General features: G+C 48.2%; 18 protein-coding genes and 2 pseudogenes. 1 reads left to right on the top strand and 19 read right to left on the bottom strand.

Annotated elements, in window-relative coordinates; translation table 11 throughout:
- Positions 1–67: 67 nt before the first annotated feature.
- From J7438_RS22015 to J7438_RS21995, 5 genes and pseudogenes are all read right to left on the bottom strand, one after another.
- On the bottom strand, positions 68–493 hold the full coding sequence (locus J7438_RS22015; RefSeq protein WP_209278250.1) for a hypothetical protein: 426 nt from the start codon (positions 491–493) through the stop codon (positions 68–70).
- A gap of 14 nt (positions 494–507) precedes the next feature.
- Positions 508–1008: pseudogene (locus tag J7438_RS22010) on the bottom strand (DUF4411 family protein).
- A gap of 25 nt (positions 1009–1033) precedes the next feature.
- A complete protein-coding gene (locus J7438_RS22005; protein ID WP_209278249.1) occupies positions 1034–2194 on the bottom strand; it encodes an ImmA/IrrE family metallo-endopeptidase in 1161 nt (386 codons plus the stop codon).
- Positions 2195–2477: 283 nt separating this feature from the next.
- Complete coding sequence (locus J7438_RS22000) at positions 2478–3644, bottom strand: restriction endonuclease subunit S (protein ID WP_209278248.1); 1167 nt, start codon at positions 3642–3644, stop codon at positions 2478–2480.
- Positions 3641–5260: a type I restriction-modification system subunit M gene (locus tag J7438_RS21995; RefSeq protein WP_209278247.1), complete on the bottom strand. Its 1620-nt coding sequence runs from the start codon at positions 5258–5260 to the stop codon at positions 3641–3643. Before J7438_RS21995 ends, J7438_RS22000 begins: the two co-directional genes overlap by 4 nt.
- A 240-nt stretch (positions 5261–5500) precedes the next feature.
- Here J7438_RS21995 and J7438_RS21990 point away from each other — a divergent pair, with 240 nt between their 5' ends.
- A complete protein-coding gene (locus J7438_RS21990) occupies positions 5501–6469 on the top strand; it encodes an Abi family protein (protein WP_209278246.1) in 969 nt (322 codons plus the stop codon).
- Positions 6470–6547: 78 nt separating this feature from the next.
- On the opposite strand, the gene J7438_RS21985 is transcribed toward J7438_RS21990, so the two are convergent.
- The 14 genes and pseudogenes from J7438_RS21985 to J7438_RS21915 form a co-directional block, all read right to left on the bottom strand.
- Positions 6548–9961: a DEAD/DEAH box helicase family protein gene (locus tag J7438_RS21985; protein WP_209278245.1), complete on the bottom strand. Its 3414-nt coding sequence runs from the start codon at positions 9959–9961 to the stop codon at positions 6548–6550.
- A 342-nt stretch (positions 9962–10303) separates the two neighbouring features.
- Positions 10304–10759: a terminase small subunit gene (locus J7438_RS21980; protein ID WP_209278244.1), complete on the bottom strand. Its 456-nt coding sequence runs from the start codon at positions 10757–10759 to the stop codon at positions 10304–10306.
- Between the two features lie 486 nt (positions 10760–11245).
- The gene (locus tag J7438_RS21975) at positions 11246–12166 is read right to left on the bottom strand and encodes a nucleotidyl transferase AbiEii/AbiGii toxin family protein (RefSeq protein WP_209278243.1); all 921 of its coding nucleotides are present in this window, start codon (positions 12164–12166) and stop codon (positions 11246–11248) included.
- An 11-nt stretch (positions 12167–12177) separates the two neighbouring features.
- Complete coding sequence (locus J7438_RS21970; protein WP_209278242.1) at positions 12178–13014, bottom strand: type IV toxin-antitoxin system AbiEi family antitoxin; 837 nt, start codon at positions 13012–13014, stop codon at positions 12178–12180.
- 252 nt (positions 13015–13266) lie between these two features.
- Positions 13267–13557: a winged helix-turn-helix domain-containing protein gene (locus J7438_RS21965; protein WP_209278241.1), complete on the bottom strand. Its 291-nt coding sequence runs from the start codon at positions 13555–13557 to the stop codon at positions 13267–13269.
- A 158-nt stretch (positions 13558–13715) separates the two neighbouring features.
- A complete protein-coding gene (locus tag J7438_RS28465; protein WP_353620174.1) occupies positions 13716–13823 on the bottom strand; it encodes a hypothetical protein in 108 nt (35 codons plus the stop codon).
- Positions 13804–14010 (bottom strand): hypothetical protein, encoded by a 207-nt coding sequence (locus J7438_RS21955; protein ID WP_209204672.1) that lies wholly within the window; start codon positions 14008–14010, stop codon positions 13804–13806. Before J7438_RS21955 ends, J7438_RS28465 begins: the two co-directional genes overlap by 20 nt.
- Positions 14007–14450: a nucleotidyltransferase domain-containing protein gene (locus J7438_RS21950; RefSeq protein WP_286196819.1), complete on the bottom strand. Its 444-nt coding sequence runs from the start codon at positions 14448–14450 to the stop codon at positions 14007–14009. The genes J7438_RS21955 and J7438_RS21950 overlap by 4 nt, the downstream gene beginning before the upstream one ends.
- A gap of 261 nt (positions 14451–14711) precedes the next feature.
- A pseudogene (locus J7438_RS21940) lies at positions 14712–15078 on the bottom strand (calcium-binding protein).
- 82 nt (positions 15079–15160) lie between these two features.
- On the bottom strand, positions 15161–15763 hold the full coding sequence (locus J7438_RS21935; protein WP_209278237.1) for a hypothetical protein: 603 nt from the start codon (positions 15761–15763) through the stop codon (positions 15161–15163).
- 38 nt (positions 15764–15801) lie between these two features.
- Positions 15802–16722 carry a nucleotidyl transferase AbiEii/AbiGii toxin family protein gene (locus tag J7438_RS21930; protein ID WP_209278236.1) on the bottom strand — a complete coding sequence of 307 codons (921 nt, stop codon included), beginning with the start codon at positions 16720–16722 and terminating at the stop codon, positions 15802–15804.
- Positions 16706–17248 carry a type IV toxin-antitoxin system AbiEi family antitoxin gene (abiEi, locus tag J7438_RS21925; RefSeq protein WP_209204667.1) on the bottom strand — a complete coding sequence of 181 codons (543 nt, stop codon included), beginning with the start codon at positions 17246–17248 and terminating at the stop codon, positions 16706–16708. The genes J7438_RS21930 and abiEi overlap by 17 nt, the downstream gene beginning before the upstream one ends.
- Before the next feature lie 144 nt (positions 17249–17392).
- Entirely contained in the window at positions 17393–18487 is a 1095-nt protein-coding gene (locus J7438_RS21920) for a hypothetical protein (RefSeq protein WP_209278235.1), read from the bottom strand.
- A gap of 5 nt (positions 18488–18492) precedes the next feature.
- Positions 18493–19236 carry a hypothetical protein gene (locus J7438_RS21915; RefSeq protein ID WP_209278234.1) on the bottom strand — a complete coding sequence of 248 codons (744 nt, stop codon included), beginning with the start codon at positions 19234–19236 and terminating at the stop codon, positions 18493–18495.
- Positions 19237–19368: the final 132 nt, after the last annotated feature.

Here is a 19368-nt window from a genome sequence, read left to right as displayed (position 1 = left end):
CAATATAACGCTGTTACCATAAGGCTTAGCACTATTTATTCTATGATTCATTTCTTCGCTACTGATGTCACTGAATAACCAGACATTCAAGCGACTGAAGGCTCTTCAGCAGACGCTGTTTATGTGCCTCAAAGGGTTCCCCCACTAAGTCATCAAACAATGTTGGCGGCACCACCGAACTGAACACTTTCAGCCGGTAGCCACCGTTTTCCCGCAACACATCAAAATCCGTAACAAATCGCGAGTCGTCGCTGAACACAGTTCTCCGCTGCTCAACCATACTGTCCAGCAGTTCACAGAAAAGTGCCCGAGACCCGTCGATATCCTCATCCTCGTCACTGCCGGATGAAGCCATGTGTTCCCTGATGATCTGACTCACCATTTCATCCAGCATCTCTTTACCCTCATCTTCAGGGTAAGCACCTATAATCCAACCTGCTATGGTCAGATGGTTAATGGTCAGTGTACTGGGCCAATGTTTTAAGAAGGGCAAACTGTATGCCAATATCAAGCAGCCGGTTGAAGAAAAAACCTGGCCTCAAGCCTTCTCAGCAGGGTAAATGTGCTCATGTACTGCACATCAAACTGGTTGCAGATATTCGGTATCTTTACCTTCTTGCTGTTTGCAGGTACCAGAGCTTCATGGGTAACAAGTACCGCCCCTGTTACCTTTGCTTTGGCCACCTGCCATGGATCAGCCACATTGAGAAAAGGAGCAAAGTGCTTCTCTTCATAGTTTTGAACGACATAATTAGCGATTTCCGCATATATTTCCTGTGTTTGTTGATCATCAACAGGCAGAAAAAAATCCGGTTCATTTCGTCCTTTAACTCAGGAACTCAACTCATCTTCCTGCTTTTTCAACTCTCTGGCGACTTCACTGATACTGCCTATACGGCCCAGACCATTCTCCCGCTCAAGCCAATCCCAATACCCGGGACAGATGTCCATAGCATAGTATTGGTTTTTCGCCTGGATAAACGTGTTCGCGTCCAAAAGGTATTGCATCAACAGCTCACCCTACATTAAGAGACTATCCATTCAGAGACTTGGCAAAATCGTTGAGAGTACTGATCTTATTGATATTCAAAAGCCGGGAAGCATCCCTGAGTAACAAGCGCCCTTCCATTGCAGCCCCCACAACAGCCATAGAAAAAAGAACGCCATTGCGTGTTTTCAGGTTCAGATTAAAAGAACAACCACCGCCTTTTTGATTCCGGAACTTTTTCAGCTCAGCATGATAAAAGTCCAGATACTCCTCGCGGGGAATCAGACCTAGATCATAGGCACGACGTGCCAACACCATGGGGCTGACCTTATAAACCTTTTTTAAATCCGCACAGTTTTCCACCAGGCTGCGCTTTGCCTGCCAGTCACTCACAAACTCTTTACCAGGCACCAGAAACTCAGCAGCAACCCGATTACAAAATACCTCTTCCTTCCTCTGGTGACCTCGTTCAGAAAAATCATCCAGCGGAACATTAGAAATACCACTGTTACCCACCCACAAATGGGCAAGTTCATGAACCAGGGTAAACAGCCGCGCGGCAGGTGCATCGGCCGCATTGATAAAGATCAGCGGGGCATAATCATCACTGATGGCAAACCCCCGAAACGCTTCCACAGACAGTTTTCTATTAGAACTACTGCCGACAATGCCACTTCGCATCACCAGAATACCCACGGCTTCCGCCCTTTCAATCAGCAGGCTCAGGTATTGTTCCCAGTTCCGGGCACCTTTCCGTAAAGCGGCCGTTACACCCAGCGTACGAGCGATATCCTCAGCCACACTGGCAGCGTCGTCATTCAAGGAACAGCGGCCTATAAACTCAACTTTGTCATTCCCGTTTTCAATCTGGTACTCCCGAAACCACTCTTGCTTGAGCAGCACATTATTCAGGAGATCACGGAAATTCTGCCCCAACTCAGGGGATACCCGACTGCCCACGGTACGCAGGTCAGGTATGGGCAAAGGAGCTTCAGGAGGCTCTTTAAGAAACAGATAACCGAAAGGAACCCGGAGGTGGCTCGCCAGCTTCTGAGCCTGGGCAAAACTGGGCCGACTTTTTCCCTGTTCCCACTCAAGCAGCTTTTCGGGCTTCTGTTTTAACTTTCCCGCCAGATCAGAAGGAGCCATCCCGGCACGCTCACGCGCCCAGTGGACAATCTCCGGATTGATCATGGCTTCGTTCATTATTGGCGTCCATCGTGTAATGGTTGGAATGGTATCATTATGAATATTCCATCGGTAGGCGTTAGTCGAGGTTTACTGCTGCCCTGCAAAACAGATCTCATACAGCCTTGTTGAACCTTATGCAGTTCCCGCTGGCAGGTGCAAAACCTTGTCCTTGCAATCTCGTTCCCATGCTCTGCGTGGGAATGCATACCCACTGCCTCAGAGCCTTCGGAACTCGAATCTGCCACCCCACTTCAGGGAAGATCGGTAGGCATTCCCACGGAGGACCGTGGGAGTGAGGTCATAGCTTGCCAGAAAAAGCTTTTTGACTAATTGAGCTAAAGCTCTCTTGCCCCTCCTTAAATCCAAAGTGATATGCTTGTTCCAACCTCTTTTTCTTTCTAAAGATAGAGACAAACTTTTCCTGCAACTTTAGTGGCGGCAACATAATCAGAAGCTTCTTCAAATCTTTCACATTTAAGTGTTTTGATGTTGAGCCAGCCATTACTCTGGAAATGCGTTCAGGCTCAAGTTCATACAGTAACAAGAACAGCATAAACTCAGGCAGGACAAACTCCATATTTGCTCGGAGCTGCACAAGCCTTTGTCCCATGCACATTTTAACATTTTCCGGTACCAAAGCTGCTATACCAACCGTGCCTTCCCGGCTAAGGATGATATCGTTTGCAACAAGCTCTGCCCGCTTAGTTCGCTCCCTGTAGGTTTCTTCACTGACAAAACGTTGATCAGCCCAATCCCAACCTCCTTTTGTGAGATTGGAAGTTCTCAAGCCAATTACTCCTGACTCAGTCCACTTTGGTGTTGAATGGGGACAATCAACCACTTTATTACAAATGGTTGCCAGTTCTCTTTTCTTCCACCCCTTTGGGTTGGTGACAGGATCACCAAACATATCCAGAAATACACTGCGGAGGAAGTCGTCGGAGAGGACGATGGCCTGCTGGCGTTTCTGGCGTAGCTGGTCGGCTTTATCGAGAATGGCGGCAATGCGTTTTTGTTCGGCCAATGGTGGGAGTGGTAAAGCAAGTTCTAGTAGAACCTCCAACTTGATTCCCTTTACCGTTGCCCCCTGACCTTGAGCTTCAATAAACCCTGAACTGTTTTCGAGAAACCTCAAAAGATAGTCAGTACTCAGCTGGTTTTTATCTTTTATCAGAAGCGCCTTCACATCTTGATTAATAGCCATATCGCAGCCAGTCAGTGCAACCTTGCCAAGTGCCATTCTGGTGGGAACAATAAGAGTTCCAGCAGGAATTATATTGGTTGCCGAGTTCTCAACGCCCTCCCTGGTAATATAATTTTGCGTTTTAGTGATCAGACTACCTTTGAAGTCCTTAACACTTGCCCAAGGTATATCACCATTCCAGTACTCTTCGACTTGTTTACTTGGTGTGCCGCCACCCTTGATATCAACAAGTTCACCCAACTTAACCAAAGGCCAACTCACAGCATCCCCTCCAGCTCCACCAGCTCCTGCTGAATATCCGCCTCCAAAGCCTTCAGCCGTGCCAGTATCTCTTTGGGTGGCTCATACTGCTCTTCCTGATACACCACCTCTTTATAGCGATTGATGGTCAGGTCGTATTTATTGGCCTTCAGGTCCACTTTAGGCACAACAAAAGCCTTCTGAGTACGGTCCTGAAAATCCGTTTCGGCAACCCCTTCCGGGTATTCACTGATAAATTGCGACTGCAATTTATGCCCCATAAACGCATCCACCGGTCGGCCTTTGCTCTGGCGGTACTGCTTCCAACTGGCAATCAAATGAGGCAGGTCATTTTTAGCAATGGGGTTGCGTTTATCATCCAGACTGTAACCGTCGTTTTCCAGATCATAAAACCAGACTTCATCAGTCACACCATGCTTGGTAAAGATCAAAATAGCGGTAGCCACACCGGCATAGGGTTTGAACACACCGGATGGCAGATTGATCACCGCTTCCAACTGGTTCTCTTCCACCAGCTTTTCCCGAAGGCTCTGGTGCGCCTTACTGGAACCGAACAGTACCCCCTGGGGCACAACCGTAGCACTGCGGCCACCCACTTTCAGCATTTGCAGAATACGGGCACAGAACAGCAGCTCGGTCTTTTTGGTTTTGACGGTTTTCAACAATACCGGGTCAATGTCTTCTTCATCCAGTGTGCCGGTGAAGGGCGGGTTGGCCAGAATCAGGTGAAAGGCATTGTGCGAGGCTTCCGGGAATTTGTCGCTGAAGCCCTGGCTCATGGTGTCCTGATAGTGGATATCCGGTTCATCCACCCCGTGCATAATCAGGTTCATGGCAGCAATGCGCAGCATGGTGGAGTCAAAGTCATAACCGTGGAACATGTCGTAGTCCACATGGTTCCGGTATTCATTCAGCAAATCGCCAGAATAGACATACTGGGCTTCGGGTTCGCCCTTCTGGTTAATGACCATCTCTTTATGGACGGAATCCAGGGAACTGTATTTTTCCAGCAGGTATTCGTAACTGGACGACAGAAATCCACCAGTCCCACAGGCCGGGTCACAGATACGCTCATGACGAGCCGGGTTTGGCACCATCATCTCCACCATGGCCCGGATAATATGACGTGGGGTACGGAACTGGCCGTTGATTCCCGCCGTAGTTAGTTTACTCAGCAGGTATTCGTACAGATCGCCCTTGGTGTCCCCCCGATCCAGCGGTAACTGTTTGATCATCTCCACCGCTTTGACCAGCAGGCTGGGCTTAACGATTTCCAGCCGGGCATCCTTCATAAAGTTACCTAGCAAAGAACCTTTCTCACTCAGCGTTCTGAAGTGACGAAACACCTCATCCCGCACCAGCTCCATCATTTCATCAGCGCCCAGGTTGGCAAAATGGCTGAACCGGTAATCCTGCTCATGGGCAGCAAAACGGGGCTTGAAGTCTACCCCTGCCAGCGCCTTACGCTGCTCGTCCTTGCTCTCCTGCATATCCAGCATGCGGGAGTACATCAGGTAGGTGATCTGCTCGATCACCGTGAGCGGGTTGGTGATACCGCCCACCCAGAACTCTTCCCAGAGTTTGTCGATTTTGCTTTTCAGATCGCCGGTGATCATACGCTTGCCTGAATCATAAAGTTGAAATGTGAAGAATTGGCAAATTATATGGGTATTATGAAATGAGTTCTGTAGTCTGTGCGCAGCTAATCATAAAGTCGAGCCCCTATTGACAGATAACCCCTTAACGCTTAAATTTACTGTAACACACCCGCCATGCCTCTCAATGAAGCACACTCTGGCGGGTTTTTTTATTCCCATTCAGAAGTAGCATAAACGCACTTTTTATAATAAAAACAAATGGTTACATTCAGAAAGCACGCATTAAACCTTAATGAGCAGATCCAAACTCTCATTGCCCGAGGTTTAGTCGTTACTGACCCTGTTAGAGCCAAACGCTACTTAAAAAACATTAGTTACTTCCGCTTGAGTGCTTATACTCGGCCATTCTATATCCCCGGTTCGGGTGATGATCATCGGTTTATTGCTGGTACATCTTTTGACGATGTTTTGAATCTCTATATTTTCGACAGGGAACTGAGGCTACTTCTTTTAGATGCCATTGAGCGAATAGAAGTTGCCCTGCGTGCTCAATTAACTCAGGCTCTTGCAACACGCCATGGCCCTCATGGGTACCTTAACCCAAGCATATTCAACAGCCGTTACAACCATCAATGGCTGATTAAAGAGCTGACAAGCAAGTCTGAAAGAAGGGAACTGGAGACCTTTCTGGAGAGCTATCAACGAAAGTACCCGGATTCGCCAGTACAACCACCATTATGGATGGCACTTGAGCTTTTAAGCTTCAAACAGATTTCAGAACTTTTTGCCAACCTTAGGTCTCCGGATGATCAGAAGCCTCTTTCCGAACACTTTGGTTTCCAATTTCCAGTACTGAAAACCTGGTTTAGATCACTGTCTGATTTGCGCAACCACTGTGCTCACCACGCAAGAGTATGGAATAGGGAGTTTGGTGCCAGCCCAACATGGCCAAGAAAAGTGCCATCAAACTGGATATATGTTCCGGACAGTATTGAAGTACCCTTATCACCTACCCAAAACATCAATCCACGACGACGGCTGTACTATCAACTCGTCATTATCGAAACGCTATTAAGCAAAGTAAGCCCCGGTAGTGGCTGGGCAGTCAGGCTAAGCGAACTGATATCAAGAAATCCAAAGGCTTCAAAAGTCCATATGGGGTTCCCTGAACAGTGGAAAAAGGAACCTCTCTGGAATCATGCTGGTGTCAATCAACAGCATTCTTGACTTGTATAGAAAACCGGCAATTTCTATACACGTTACGATTACTTGTATAATTCTTCCATTTTCATATACATGTTGAACCTATGCTGCTGGTTGTCCCATCTTCACAGATACACCTTCCACAATGGCTTTAATGGCCATTACCTGATCCATATCCGGAAACAGCCCGGTAATGCCTTCACCATGGATGCGGGTAAAGGGCTGATCAAACAGTTGCGCCATTTCTATGGTGCCGTAATCCCGTATGTGGTTTTTCAGCATATCCAGAAAGCGAATCTGCTGGCTGCTCAGATTGTATTGAGCGGCAAAACCGGCAAATTTTTCGGCGACAGCCTGACTCTCCATACCAATCAGGGTTCGCAGAATCTGATCCAGCCCCGCAGAGGCTTCGGGGTAGAACTCTTTGAGTACCCGGATATCCACATTCGGATTCTGAACCAGCACCAGTTTGGCCAGTTCATCCAGCTCTATGGGCTGTACCGGTTCACCCCGGCGGATTTTCATCAACACCGGGTTACTGGTAAAGAGTGGCTCCAGTGCGCCCTGAATCTGCTGACGATAGAGTTTAAAGTCCACCGACTTGATATTGGTCTCCCGCCGTTTGATCTCGTACTTGCCCTGGTCTTCACGGATATCCGTTTCCACGGGGGGTGTGGGTGGCGGAGTTACGTCGCCTTCCATCAGGTACATGATCCCCCTGAGGCGGGTACGCGCATGTTCCAGTTCGGCAAAGCTGGCGTTTTGCCACCAGTCCAGGTCCCGTAGCTGGTTAATGATGTCACCCTGCTGCTGGACCTGAGCCAGATGCGGGGGTAGCTGATCCAGTTTCTGGGTAACAATGGACCACTGCTTTTCCAGTCCGCTTTTGTTGGTGTACAGAGCAGTCTGGGCGGTAATCATATCCAGATCAAAACGCATGGCATTCCCCTGCCCCCTGACATCCACCCACTGCATCAGAGGACCAATATCATCCAGCAGTTGCTGCTGGGTTTGGGGAGCAAACTGTTCTAACCGTTTAAGGTCACTCAGCCGGGCGCGGGTCTGCCATTTTTCCTGAACGGCAATGGATTTTTCATCCAGTGCAGACACCTGTTCATGAAGCTGTTTGGCAATGATGGCCAGACTGCCCTGTTCAAACTTTTTCTGTGCCGCTTTGGCCAGTTCGACCCAGGCTTCCAGGCGTTTCTGTGCCAGTGGCTTGCCAGTGGTTGGCTGCACCTCGGGCGGCTCCTGCTCGAAGTACTCGAAGTTGGCCCAGTGGTCGAAGATACGGAATTTGTCCTTGTTTTTCCCTGCCCCGTACAGGTCTTTGCAAAGGCGAGTCCCCCGGCCAATCATCTGCCAGAATTTCACCTTGGACTTCACCGGCTTGGCAAACACCAGGTTGACCACTTCCGGCACATCAATACCGGTGTCGAGCATGTCCACTGAAATGGCAATGGTCAGTTCTTTGTTGGTACTGAGGTCACCACCTTTGAAGTCTTCAATCAGTTGCTCAGCCCTCGGGTCATAGTTATCAATGACCTGACAGAACTTGCCGGCAAACTGCGGGTACATCTCATCAAATACGCTTTGCAGCAGAACCGCATGCTTGTGGTTGCGGGCAAAGACAATACTCTTGCCCGGAAGCTGTTCATCCCGGTCACGGATACCGTGCTCCATCAGGTTGCGCATAATGGCCCGGTTGGTGTCCCGGTTATAGATCGCCTTATCAATGACCTTGGCATCAAATTCCAGGGTGTTCGGGTCGATGCCCTGCGCTTCCAGTTGGGCGATCTGTTCATCGCTGAGGTTGTCTTTTTTAATACCCTCACGCAGGAATTGCGTGGTGTGGGTAATCACCTCAAAGGGCACCAGATGCTCGTCATTGATGGCGGCTTCCAGTGAGTATTCATAGGTGGGTATGCGACCTTCGCAACCAAACAGACCATAGGTGGTATGGCCGATCATATCCACCGGAGTAGCGGTCAAACCAACCTGTAGTGCATCAAAATATTTGAACAGGTCACCGTAGACGTTATAGATGGAGCGATGGGATTCATCCGCAATGATCAGGTCGAAATACCCCACATCGTACCGATCCATGATGTTCATCATTCCCGGATAAGTAGAGATGAAGATGCGGGAGGTATCCTGGTATTTTTTATCCGTTCGACCCACCACATAAATAGGGTCACGGATAAATTCATTAAACGCATTCCGTGCCTGCTTACGCAGCTCTTTTCGGTCACAGAGGAACAGCACCCGCTTGGCCCATCGGGCATCGAGCAGTCGTTTGGTCAACGCAATAGCAACACGGGTTTTTCCGGTACCGGTAGCCTGGACAATCAGGGCCTTGCGGTGTTTATCCGTAAAGCGTTCACCGACTCGGGCAATGCTTTCCAACTGATACAGACGACCCGCAATATTGGTATCCACAGGCACTTCTGCCAGCGGTCGGCAACCCGTACGTTGTTGAACCAGATAGGCCAGACTCTCAGGACTGTAGAATCCAAAGAGTTTTCTTGGTGGGTAGTTTCGGGCTGGGTGGTCATCCCAGAGGTAAACATCGTAGCCGTTGGTGTAAAAGATCACTGGGCGTTGGCCGTACTGTTTTTCCAGCCAGTCGGCATATAACTTGGCCTGAGTACGACCTTTTTCTGCCGCCACCTGGGTACGCTTGGCTTCCACGACGCCTAACGGTTTACCGGTATCGTCCCAAAGTACGTAGTCAGCGTAACCGTCGCCACTGTTGGTGGGCTGCTCTTTAACCGGATGTTCCTGAGTGACCTGGGCTGTGTCCTTGATACCCTCCGCTACATCCCAACCGGCAGCGATCAGGCGGGAGTTGATCAGCCGACGGCGGGTTTCGGCTTCATCCAGCTCCAGAATGTTGGCCGCCTGCTCATTCTTCTGACGCAGAGCCTCCATCCTTTGCTGGAACTCTTCGGCCTTCTCTTTCTGTACCTGCAACTCACGGAGAATACCCATTTCCCGTTGCTGGGCGGCTTCGAGTTCTTCCTTGGCTTTTTCCAGTTGAGCCTGTTTCTGATCCAGCTCTTTTTTGGTCAGAACGGTATCTGCCTGATCTGATGTGGCCTTGGGTAAATGGAATTTAGTAATGTCGTCTGCATGCCCATTGCCATAACGCAGGTAGATCCATGCCCCCATGATGAAGGCTTCTTTCAACAGCCACCGTGCATCATTCACCTTGATCGCATCACCATGAGCAGCCCGGTTACCATGAATACGGATGGCATCCATCTTCACCTGAATGGCCTCGGGAATCGTACTTTTAAAGGCATCCGCCTTCATCAGGTCATAGAGACTGGAACGATACCCTTCAGGCAAACGCTCCTGACGGTAAAGCCACCGGATAATCAGCTCAAGGTAGTTCCGGAGCTTGACCAGGCAGCTCTCAGGATCAGTGTGGACATACTCTTCTGCCTTACCGCCCAGGTTGGCCAGTTCGGGCCAATGGGTGCGCAGCATTTCAAAGTTCAAAGACTTCTGCATGGCTGACCATCTTATAATAGGGTACCTGCCAGACGGAAAAGGCAGGAAAATAGACGACAAAGAAAGGAATTGTATCCACAGGCAGCCCCGGTATTCCATACCGAAATGTGCTGACTGAGCGGGAGATGCCAAAGGCCAGGCTAACGAAGTCTGTTCTTAAAGGGGTTTCCGCAAAAAAAATTTTTCACCTCGTGATATTAGAGAGGCGGGCAAAGCACGGGGAGATGATTTATCCCCCCCACCCGTTATCACTGGCAAAGTGTGCGTGTACCACCCCTCGATCGCTGACTAATCAAGCGTGGGTGTCAAGTCCGGCATATGGGGGGACTCCCCCCCTTGCCATTAATACTCACTGTTCAGCCAGTTGCTGTCCTGGACCTGTTCAACATTATCTTCTGGGCGATCTTCCGAATCGAAAATCTGGATAAAGTTAATACGGCTCTCTTCCTGAGCCTTTTGCTGATAGTCACCGTCCATCTTATTCAGTTCAGCAATGGCGGTCGTGGCAGCTCTCGGGTTTCGCATTCGTAAATCGCCCTCTGGCGTTTCGATCACTTCACCACAGAACCGGGCGATCTCCCAGAGCTTGGCACGTATGTCCTGAGCGGTGATATTCAGCTCACGACTGAGCTTACCCTGACGAGCCCTAATTTCGGTGGCAATGTCAGCATTTGTTAACAGGCGACACCCCTGAGCCCTGGCAGTCTTGGGACTATAGCCAGCGGCGATGGCAGCTCGGGTCGCGTTCTGGTCAATCAGGTACTCATCCACGAAACGGCGCTGTTTGTCATTCATCATTTTCATCCCTGAAAGTTGATAGGACAATGATACCATTTATCAGCTGTTTCCATGAGGAAGGCATGGTGGCGTTCAACACCGCAGGAAACGGAATTGTAAAGAAAACCCTGCACGACAAGACATGCCCAGATTACAATTCTACTGGGATACACTTGGGATACAGTTTTTAAGAGAGGGAAATAAAAGAGAGAAAAATTCAGCCTGAGTCATTGATTTTACTGGCGCACCCGAGAGGATTCGAACCTCTGACCTCTGCCTCCGGAGAGGTACTTTGGTACATATTTAATATTTGACGCATTTAAAAGATCTCCATAATTAACTGATTATTATTGATTTATCTACCCTTATCATTATAGAACAAAAGTACAAATATCGACCGAAATCGATGCCATTTGTAGGCTATGCGTAGGTTGTAAAGCCAGTAAAAACAATTTGTCGTATAGATTGGCATCAATCGAGTAATTTCTCGTCCTTATTAAACGACGCTTACTCATCTATACCCAATACTTCAGCCAGTTTCTCGTAAGCCCTTTGCAATTTATTCTTCGGCATTCTGGATAAGTTATGTTGCTTCCACTTAACGGCTGGTAATGTCTCAGCTCCACCGATACCAAGCAGTGACCAATCAGGCTCTCCCCCCTTAAAAGAGAGCAAGAACTGTTTTTCTTCGCTGGTCAGCCCTATGTGTATTTGTTCAACTAGCTGCTGCCTGACCGATTGCAGTTCTTCCAGAGAAACCGGAATCTCCGTCATATCAGCAAACTCGCTCTTATAGACAGCATCGATATCTTTAAATACCGGGTTGAGAAGCTCTGACATTGGCCGGTTATGACTGATAATACAGATTAGCAGCGCTTTACGCAGGTCATCAGTAAGCCCTTCGTTATCAAGAAGCCACTTCACATCGTACAGATCCCTTGGATGCTGGCGGTCCAGAGCAGCACAGATTTTTCCGGCATAGAGGTCAGCCAGCCTGACCACCAACATTTCTGCATAGCCGAACTCATCTTCTACGGCTTCAGATACAGACATAACTTCTGGTTCAAATACCGTACCTCGCAGCACGGGTGACAGTTCTACTTTTATCTGCACACCTGAACGCTGAACGATAAGACGCAGGGCATCTTCTTTATCTTTATAGGCCTCAGTAACATCAATTCCTTGCAATGTGGCCTGAAGATTATCGCTGACCTCTCGCAATGCCTTTTTAATGTCAGATAGCGCCTCATTGCGTTCTTTTAATGGGAGGTACACCAGATCGATATCGACGGACAAGCGAGGAAGATTCCGAACAAACAAATTTATTGCGGTTCCTCCCTTCAAGGCGAAGCAACTATGCTTGCTAATGAAAGGCAACACCTGCAAGAGTAGCTGTACCTGCTTATAGAAATAGCTGGATCGATCCATTCTATACTCTCTCAATGTCTGGATTCATTCTTCATGTGGGTGGGCACAGTAATTAAATACTGCTGATCCAACGCTCCATGTTTAGCAATAACACGCTTTCCGGAACCAAGTTCATAACTGCCTGTGTTCAAACGGGAAAGCCACGGATATTGGTGACGCTCTGCAAGCCAGAGAAATAACCTTTTTACCTTTATGCTCAGACACGCTTTCAACGATTGATCCAGCTTTCTTGGTGACAGGTTTACCAATCCCTGCATCAGTTCATCCGCATGTTCAAAGCTGAGCTTATCAGGAAGATCAGCGATCACTTCCAATATGGCCTTTTCTGGACAAGAAAAATAAATCGGAGGCAGATTGGGGTCGAACTCATGGTTTCTCAGAAGGCCTGATGCCTGCATCAGTGATTCTGGCCAAAGCTGCCTGGTACTATTTACCGTCAATGTCGCCGTCGTTTCTATTCGAGAGACCCAGGAAGGCAACTTAGTGGGGGAGTAAAGCTGGACATTTTTATGATTCCCAGGAGAGATATACTGAGCAAGCCCGGACAGAGCCAGAGCGGAGACACCACCTACATGCACTGCGGTTGCTGAAGGCGTTGCCTGCATCCGCTGTATAGATGCAACCACACCTTCCCAACGGAGATTGGTAGTGAATTGGGAGTATACGCCTGATGTCAGCTGCAGCAGCTTGCCACTCTTAACGCCATTATCAAGGGAGTGGGCGCTAAAGCCCTGCTCTATCAACCACTTTCGTGTAGCTAACATCCCATAGGGTAAAAGAGCATTAAGCTGCTCTTTACGGCTATTTAGCCCATATCCTGTATCACTTGAGCCTGATTTACGAACCATTCCAGCATCTCACTGGTTTAAAATAATGCAAAAAATCGGTAAAAATAGCCGAAATATTTATTAAGTATAAACTAAACTAGGAAGAATAGTTTGCATTAGCCCATTTAATCGGCGAAAAGAACCGACAAAATAAACATTTTAAAACTAACACCTTTTAGGACAGTCTTTTTTCGTATTGTCATGTAATGGCTATTAACTACGAGGGTCTGCCTGAAAGGCCGGGAATATAAAGTTTTATAAATGGCTCCCAGTTCATGGTCTGGCTGGAGCTACCGGTTTCCCCTTACTTCTGGGTTTATTACGATTCATCACCAGATCCTGAATGACTGCCTCCGGGTATAATTGGATAGCAGCTTTCACCAGCTCTTTCACTGTCGGCAGAAAAACATATCTGGGGTTAAGGCGATACTCTCTTAGCCTTCCAATTAAATGACTAACAACAACACCATCCTCTTCCATTCTAACCAGCTGTTTTTGTACTGAATTTTGAGAAAGGCCAAAGAATTCGGCTATACCCTTTCCGTAGCCAGAGTTCCTGAGCATCAGGTATATCAGTATCTTTTCCTGACTTTCGGCGCGAAGCACTCCCTTTAAGGCAAACATTCATGAAGCTCGTAAGGTATAGATGATACTTCAAGTATAAACCAATATTTCTATTTTAATAACCAACATATGGTTCATTTAATAGACATATTGGTTTATTAGGCACTCATACTTCGAGGTATTGTTATTAAATATTTTCGATTCAGGGTCCCACGTTCTGCAATGAACCGCTTTCCAGAACCAAGTTCATAACTGTCTGTGTTCAAACGGGAAAACCACGGATATTGGTGGCGTTCTGCAAGCCAGAGAAAACTGACTATCTACTGACAGTCCCACAATAGCCGCATCTTTTAGCCTGGTTTCCGCCGCTCTAACCATCCCTGCGAACTCATTCGCATCTGGCGCTTCCGGTTTCAACTTATGTATTTTGACCAGGTTATCAAGCTCTTTCATGATTCGCCCTTATCAACAACTGCCTGATCAGTGAGCCATAGCTTAGGTTGATCCATCAACCGTGTCACAAAGCTTTGCTGTGATTCCTTTCTTTGCCGAAACTCATCGGGAGAAAAAATAGTGGGATTAATCACTCGACCAAACTGCTTTTCTGCAGGTTCCAAACGCTCCAGAATTTCACCATAGCTTAGTCCTTCACCAACCAGTAATACATCAATATCACTGCTAGCGTGTTCCATTCCCTTTGCCACAGAGCCATACACGAAAGCCATATCGCAATGTTTTAAAACCGGGGCCAACACCTCTGTCAGCAAATTTTGTATGCCGAACGTTTTGCGTGTAATTGCCCTTAATTCTTCAAAAACAGGATTTCCGGGGTTGGCCTGATAGTGCTGCTGATTCCCTTGCTGATAAGTGACCAGTATGCCTGCTTCGGTCATTTTTTTTACTTCCCGGACAACAGCACTTTTGCCAGTCCCAGCCAACCGAACCAGCTCATTCAGATAAAACGATGTATCCGGCTTACCATAAAGCACAGATAACAACCTTTGCTGGGTTTTCGTAAAGAGAGCAGAGGCAATGGTAGTCAAGAGGGAAGTCGTCCTTTAAAGGTCTCTTTTTGGGTACCATAGGTCTCATTACGGGACTTTTCAAGATCCTTATCTGGGACTCTTGAGTACCAGATTGAGACTTAAGAGAACTCAAAAATGGTATCCCTGCTCAACCCAATAATGCCAATCACCTATAGCTTCAACCGTCTCTTCGTCCACGTCATCACTGGATGCTTCGAGTTGCACCAGCGGAACGGCCAATGTTCGATCCAGCCACTTAATCTGAACCTGCATGGTGGCCTCGCAATAATCCTGATCCGCCGGTAACCACCACCCGCTCTTTCATTTTCAGTGGTGATACCGTTAACTCCTGACAGCACTCTGCATCAAAGGGAAAAGCCAGCCTGTCATCCAGGTAACAATGCCACCCAGTGCTACGCTCCAGCTCATCGTAGCAATCCACAACAATATCGTTGTAAATCCGTTCCTCTATTTCAGCATTTTTGGATGAACTCATTACTGACTCCTATACAGTATGTTTATCTCGTTGAATCAGTCACCCGCTGCTGAAACCTGGCAGGCTTCAGGCAAGAAGTTATTCACTCAAGTAATGAGCCCTGAACGGTCTCACTGCACTGATCAGCCCTCTCACCGTCAATCAACAGCTCCCCTTCCTGTTCATCCTGTCCATCCAGAACCCGGTAAAGCAGAGAATAAGCGACGCGCCACTGCCCTTCTGACACCTGCAGGGTGACCGACTTGGTATTCAGACGGAGGACATGGCCAAAATGTTCCTCTCCATGCTTATCTTTAAAACCCAGCAGATCGCCTACAGCAATGGCATGGCGACTCAGGCCTTGTTGAGTTTCATGATTAACACGAGCATCGGCACCTTCGAGATTGAGCATGTAGTAAGGGACTGTCCAACGTTTACCATCGGTAAAATCCAGCACCAGTGCCCGCTTTTGCTTAAGCTGCAACACCTCACAATCTCGCAGTGAATTGCTGTTACGATCAAAGTAGCTCAGCTTCTGCCCTATGGGCAGCGCAGCCTTGATTCTGCCAATACGTTCTGACGACTCCAGCTCACGATCAATCATGGCATTCAGCCGGAACAGATCAAAGGTGCTGGCCCGGTTCAGGGCTTCCAGCAATTGGGCATAGTCCATGGCTGGTTTGGCAGGACGGTTACTGTCATTCATTCGTCGGCATTACTCCAGAAAAGAACACTCGACCATCATCACATTCTGAACTCAGGAAGCTCACCTTCACCATAAAGCTCTCCCTTTAAGCGGCTAAACAGTTTTTGTAACGTCCCTGACAAGTAGCTTTCAAATTTCCCCTTACCCAAAGTGCGCTCATAAACATCGGCAGGTATAAATCGCCGCATTTCAGTTTTCAGCCCACCACCGGACACTATTTCAGGGATATTCCGAATCAGCTGATCCAGGCGCTGTTCAAAGTCATCAAGCCGGTAATCGTTCACTTTCTTCTTCACCAGCTCAACATTCACTTCAGCACCCTGTTGCTGAAGCCAGGGCAGGTCCCAGATATCGCGATAACGAATGTATTTTTGCGTTGCAGGCAAGGCGATCAGTTTGTCTGCCAGTACTTCATCAAGGGTTTCAGTGAATACCAAGGTGTCTCCATAGCCATCGGGGAGAAACGGGTAATTCACTCGCAGCGGCAATGCTTCTTTGGTATATGCCGGAACATTAGCGACTTCAATCTTGATTTTTTGCCGGGGAATATCTTTACGCTTCGGAGAGGTTATTACCGAAATTTGCCATTTATCAATATTCATTTGTGCATAACAAGGCTCTTTTCTGAGCGTTGCTGGCTCTTTAACCAATACCTCCAATCCATATCTGGCCCCAATATAGTCCTCAATACATGTCTTTATATTGGCAAGAGAGGCTGACGAAAAATCCACCCCTCCAACAAAATCCAGATCCTCACTGAACCGGTTACCTCCATGACACAGACGAAGCGACGTACCGCCCTGAAACACCAAATGATCCAACAGGCCTTCCCGGTCAAGACAGAACAGAATGTCATAGTGAAGCAGCTCTTTCTCAACGACTGGCCGCATTAGTGCGAGATGACTATTTTGCATAATCCTCTCAACCAGCTGTGAAAAATCCTCAGTGGTCATTTTCATAACTCTGTGCCTCCTTCACCAGATGAATATTCCTCCCTACACGCCGAAGATCACGCAATGCCGCCTCAGGCGTAGCAATTTTTAACGGTCTGTCACGATCAACGACACTGTCCAAAATATCGGCGACTGAACGGCGAGTGTGGGTAAATTCAAGAACCCCAAAAGGAGTTTTATACTCTCCCTTCCGGCCTGTGGTCATAATGGTCAGCCGATCGACAGGGATTTGGGAAATAGCGCCGTATTCCGATAGTGCCGATTCCAAACTGATGTAATTGTACTCCCCCCTTCGCAAGGCTATGGCAATGCGCTCCAGCATATCTGCATTTTTGTTGCTTGAGAGGGTGAACGTATAAACCCCTTTCATCATCCGACGAAGAATACCATTCTTCACCAACCGAACCAGTCCAGCCTGAAAGGCTCTCGGGGAGTCTTCAATAAAGATTTTGCCCAAATCCCTGGTGGTAAAAACCGAATGTCCCATCCGGTCAAAAGCCGATAGCCGGTGGATTGCAGTGGCCTGATCCATCGTTACCACTCCTTCATGTAGACGTTTTAATCACTTAAATGGTGTATATCTGTCTACATAATAGCAAAACACACAGCAAATAAACGCGAACAACATTAAATAGTGGTATTTATGTCTACTTATTAGCTCGTTGATTAAGGTCAGTTACCGGCACCTTAATCCCTGCCAGTGGCTGGTTTTCTTTGCGTAGCGTTGTTTCAGCTCTGCCAGCTTCTGGTCATAGGCTGTTTGCCTGTTCAGCATTTTGGCCATGAGTTGAAGGTCACCAAGCTTTGCGGACAGTTCAGAATACACGGTAGAAGAGCCCCTTTTCTCAAACAGTTCTTCCACTCGCCGCCAGTACACCCCTTCATTAGCGGCCACGCTTTCTGCCTTTTCCTGTTGTTGCCGCAGCTTCTGTTCCCGGGCCTTTTCATGGGCCTTTTTCCGCAACTCACGGGCTGAAGCCAGCAGGTGGCCAACCGTGACCGAACTGCTGCGGGGCACCTCCTGAGCCTGACCAACCAGAGCGGCAAACTGTTCTCTTCGTACAGTACCGGTTTCGTCTAATAGCAATGCCCTCAGCTGGTTTCTGGCAGTCGTTTCCGGGAGCTGCATCACATATTGATCGATCAGCGCTTCTGGCTGAGCATTGGCATAATCCGGTTTGATCTGAGCCGACGCCTCAACCCGTTGAGCATCCAGTTTCAAAAAATCACACAACGCACTCTGGCTGGCAGAAAGATCATCCAAACCAGGAGGGATGGCGGGTGACAAGGCATCCGGTTCCAACCAGTCCAATTGAGACAACCAGGCCAGATACAGTGAACGATTGTCACCGTGCATCAGCTCACTGCGAATGCTCAGCAGGCTACCCATCCAGCCATCGCCATCATCCCACTCGTCGTCATAGCCATCTTCATTTTCATAGGCAAACTCAATGATCCAGTGATCGGCTACACCCGTGTAATTGCAGGTATCATTCACCAGATACCGAAGCAGCAGCGACTCATCCACAAGATTCCGAGGCACTTTGATCGCAAAAATTTTGCACCCAAAATTAGAGACATAAACAAAAGCATCAAAGAACCTGCTCAGTAACTGCCTTGGGTCGGCTTTCAAATCACCGTAGTTATAGGTGTTACAAAACCGGGTAGTCGATATCTGCGCCCGGCTGGAAATCCCCCGGAGATAGCCCATCTCATCTTTGGACAACTGCCGGTCAACGGCCACCAACTCGTAATACTGATATTCACTCATGACTGTTATGCCTTCTGCACCTTCTTACGCTTACGCACCTCATCAAGGCTGACCACATTATCTGGCAAAGCCAATGATCTCTCCTGCCCGATAACAGTAGCTGCTGCCGCAGGAAATGGGTTCGGAAAATCCCCATCCGGCGTTTGTGGATACGCCCACGCAGACAAACCTCTGGCAAACCGGAACAGCCAGTCATCCACCATCCGTGACATAGGAATGAAACACTCCATTTGTTTTGCACCAGGATACGCCTTAGCCTTTTTGTGGACACAGTTGATTCGGTGCATTCCCAACCCAATCTCTTCACTCTCGTCCAGTTGTTCCAGCCCGTAATGTTCATAGGACTGGCTCAGCCACTGTTCAGCATCGGCAACATGTCCGTTGACACTGAGATCGGTATTTCTGACAAACCGGATTCCCTTTTCCATATCGAGAAACTGGTCATACATGGTCTGAGCCTGCGATTCTGTGGTAGCGCCACTCTCTATGGCCATATGGATACACTCTCTGGCCCAGCGCCTGGTAAATCGCGCAGCAAACTCGTCCAAATCAGAAAACATCGGGTTGGAAAACAGAATGGCGTAACGACTGCGGGCTTCCACCACAATAACATCCGTGCACCCTTCTCTATTCCGGTACCCCTTAACCGCATGCACCTGCCAGGCAATGACATTATCACCAGAAGCAATCGGCTGAGTGCCTATGCGCTTACCATCCGGACTGGGTAACCTATCCAGATCAACCTTCATGTATTTAGTGCTTGTCCGAAAACCCATCAGCCCTTGAAAACAGCAGTCTATGACCTAACTTAATCATTGAAGATTTCCACTGACAGGCTGTTGTCTCACTCATGCGCCAAACCATCAAACCACAAATGCAGT

This window comes from Thalassotalea sp. G20_0, from assembly GCF_017744175.1.
GTDB lineage: Bacteria > Pseudomonadota > Gammaproteobacteria > Pseudomonadales > Endozoicomonadaceae > Endozoicomonas.
The sequence above is the reverse complement of the archived record's forward strand: the minus strand, read 5'-3'. Positions and strand labels throughout refer to the sequence as shown.

Excerpts from the sequence above, each read along its gene's own strand:
- J7438_RS22005 (WP_209278249.1), bottom strand. The coding sequence starts at position 2,194 with ATGAACGAAGCCATGATCAATCCGGAGATTGTCCACTGGGCGCGTGAG.
- J7438_RS21995 (WP_209278247.1), bottom strand. The coding sequence starts at position 5,260 with ATGATCACCGGCGATCTGAAAAGCAAAATCGACAAACTCTGGGAAGAG.
- J7438_RS21990 (WP_209278246.1), top strand. The coding sequence starts at position 5,501 with ATGGTTACATTCAGAAAGCACGCATTAAACCTTAATGAGCAGATCCAA.
- J7438_RS21985 (WP_209278245.1), bottom strand. The coding sequence starts at position 9,961 with ATGCAGAAGTCTTTGAACTTTGAAATGCTGCGCACCCATTGGCCCGAA.
- J7438_RS21980 (WP_209278244.1), bottom strand. The coding sequence starts at position 10,759 with ATGATGAATGACAAACAGCGCCGTTTCGTGGATGAGTACCTGATTGAC.
- J7438_RS21975 (WP_209278243.1), bottom strand. The coding sequence starts at position 12,166 with ATGGATCGATCCAGCTATTTCTATAAGCAGGTACAGCTACTCTTGCAG.
- J7438_RS21970 (WP_209278242.1), bottom strand. The coding sequence starts at position 13,014 with ATGGTTCGTAAATCAGGCTCAAGTGATACAGGATATGGGCTAAATAGC.
- J7438_RS21965 (WP_209278241.1), bottom strand. The coding sequence starts at position 13,557 with ATGCTCAGGAACTCTGGCTACGGAAAGGGTATAGCCGAATTCTTTGGC.
- J7438_RS21955 (WP_209204672.1), bottom strand. The coding sequence starts at position 14,010 with ATGAAAGAGCTTGATAACCTGGTCAAAATACATAAGTTGAAACCGGAA.
- J7438_RS21950 (WP_286196819.1), bottom strand. The coding sequence starts at position 14,450 with ATGACCGAAGCAGGCATACTGGTCACTTATCAGCAAGGGAATCAGCAG.
- J7438_RS21935 (WP_209278237.1), bottom strand. The coding sequence starts at position 15,763 with ATGAATGACAGTAACCGTCCTGCCAAACCAGCCATGGACTATGCCCAA.
- J7438_RS21930 (WP_209278236.1), bottom strand. The coding sequence starts at position 16,722 with ATGAAAATGACCACTGAGGATTTTTCACAGCTGGTTGAGAGGATTATG.
- abiEi (WP_209204667.1), bottom strand. The coding sequence starts at position 17,248 with ATGGATCAGGCCACTGCAATCCACCGGCTATCGGCTTTTGACCGGATG.
- J7438_RS21920 (WP_209278235.1), bottom strand. The coding sequence starts at position 18,487 with ATGAGTGAATATCAGTATTACGAGTTGGTGGCCGTTGACCGGCAGTTG.
- J7438_RS21915 (WP_209278234.1), bottom strand. The coding sequence starts at position 19,236 with ATGAAGGTTGATCTGGATAGGTTACCCAGTCCGGATGGTAAGCGCATA.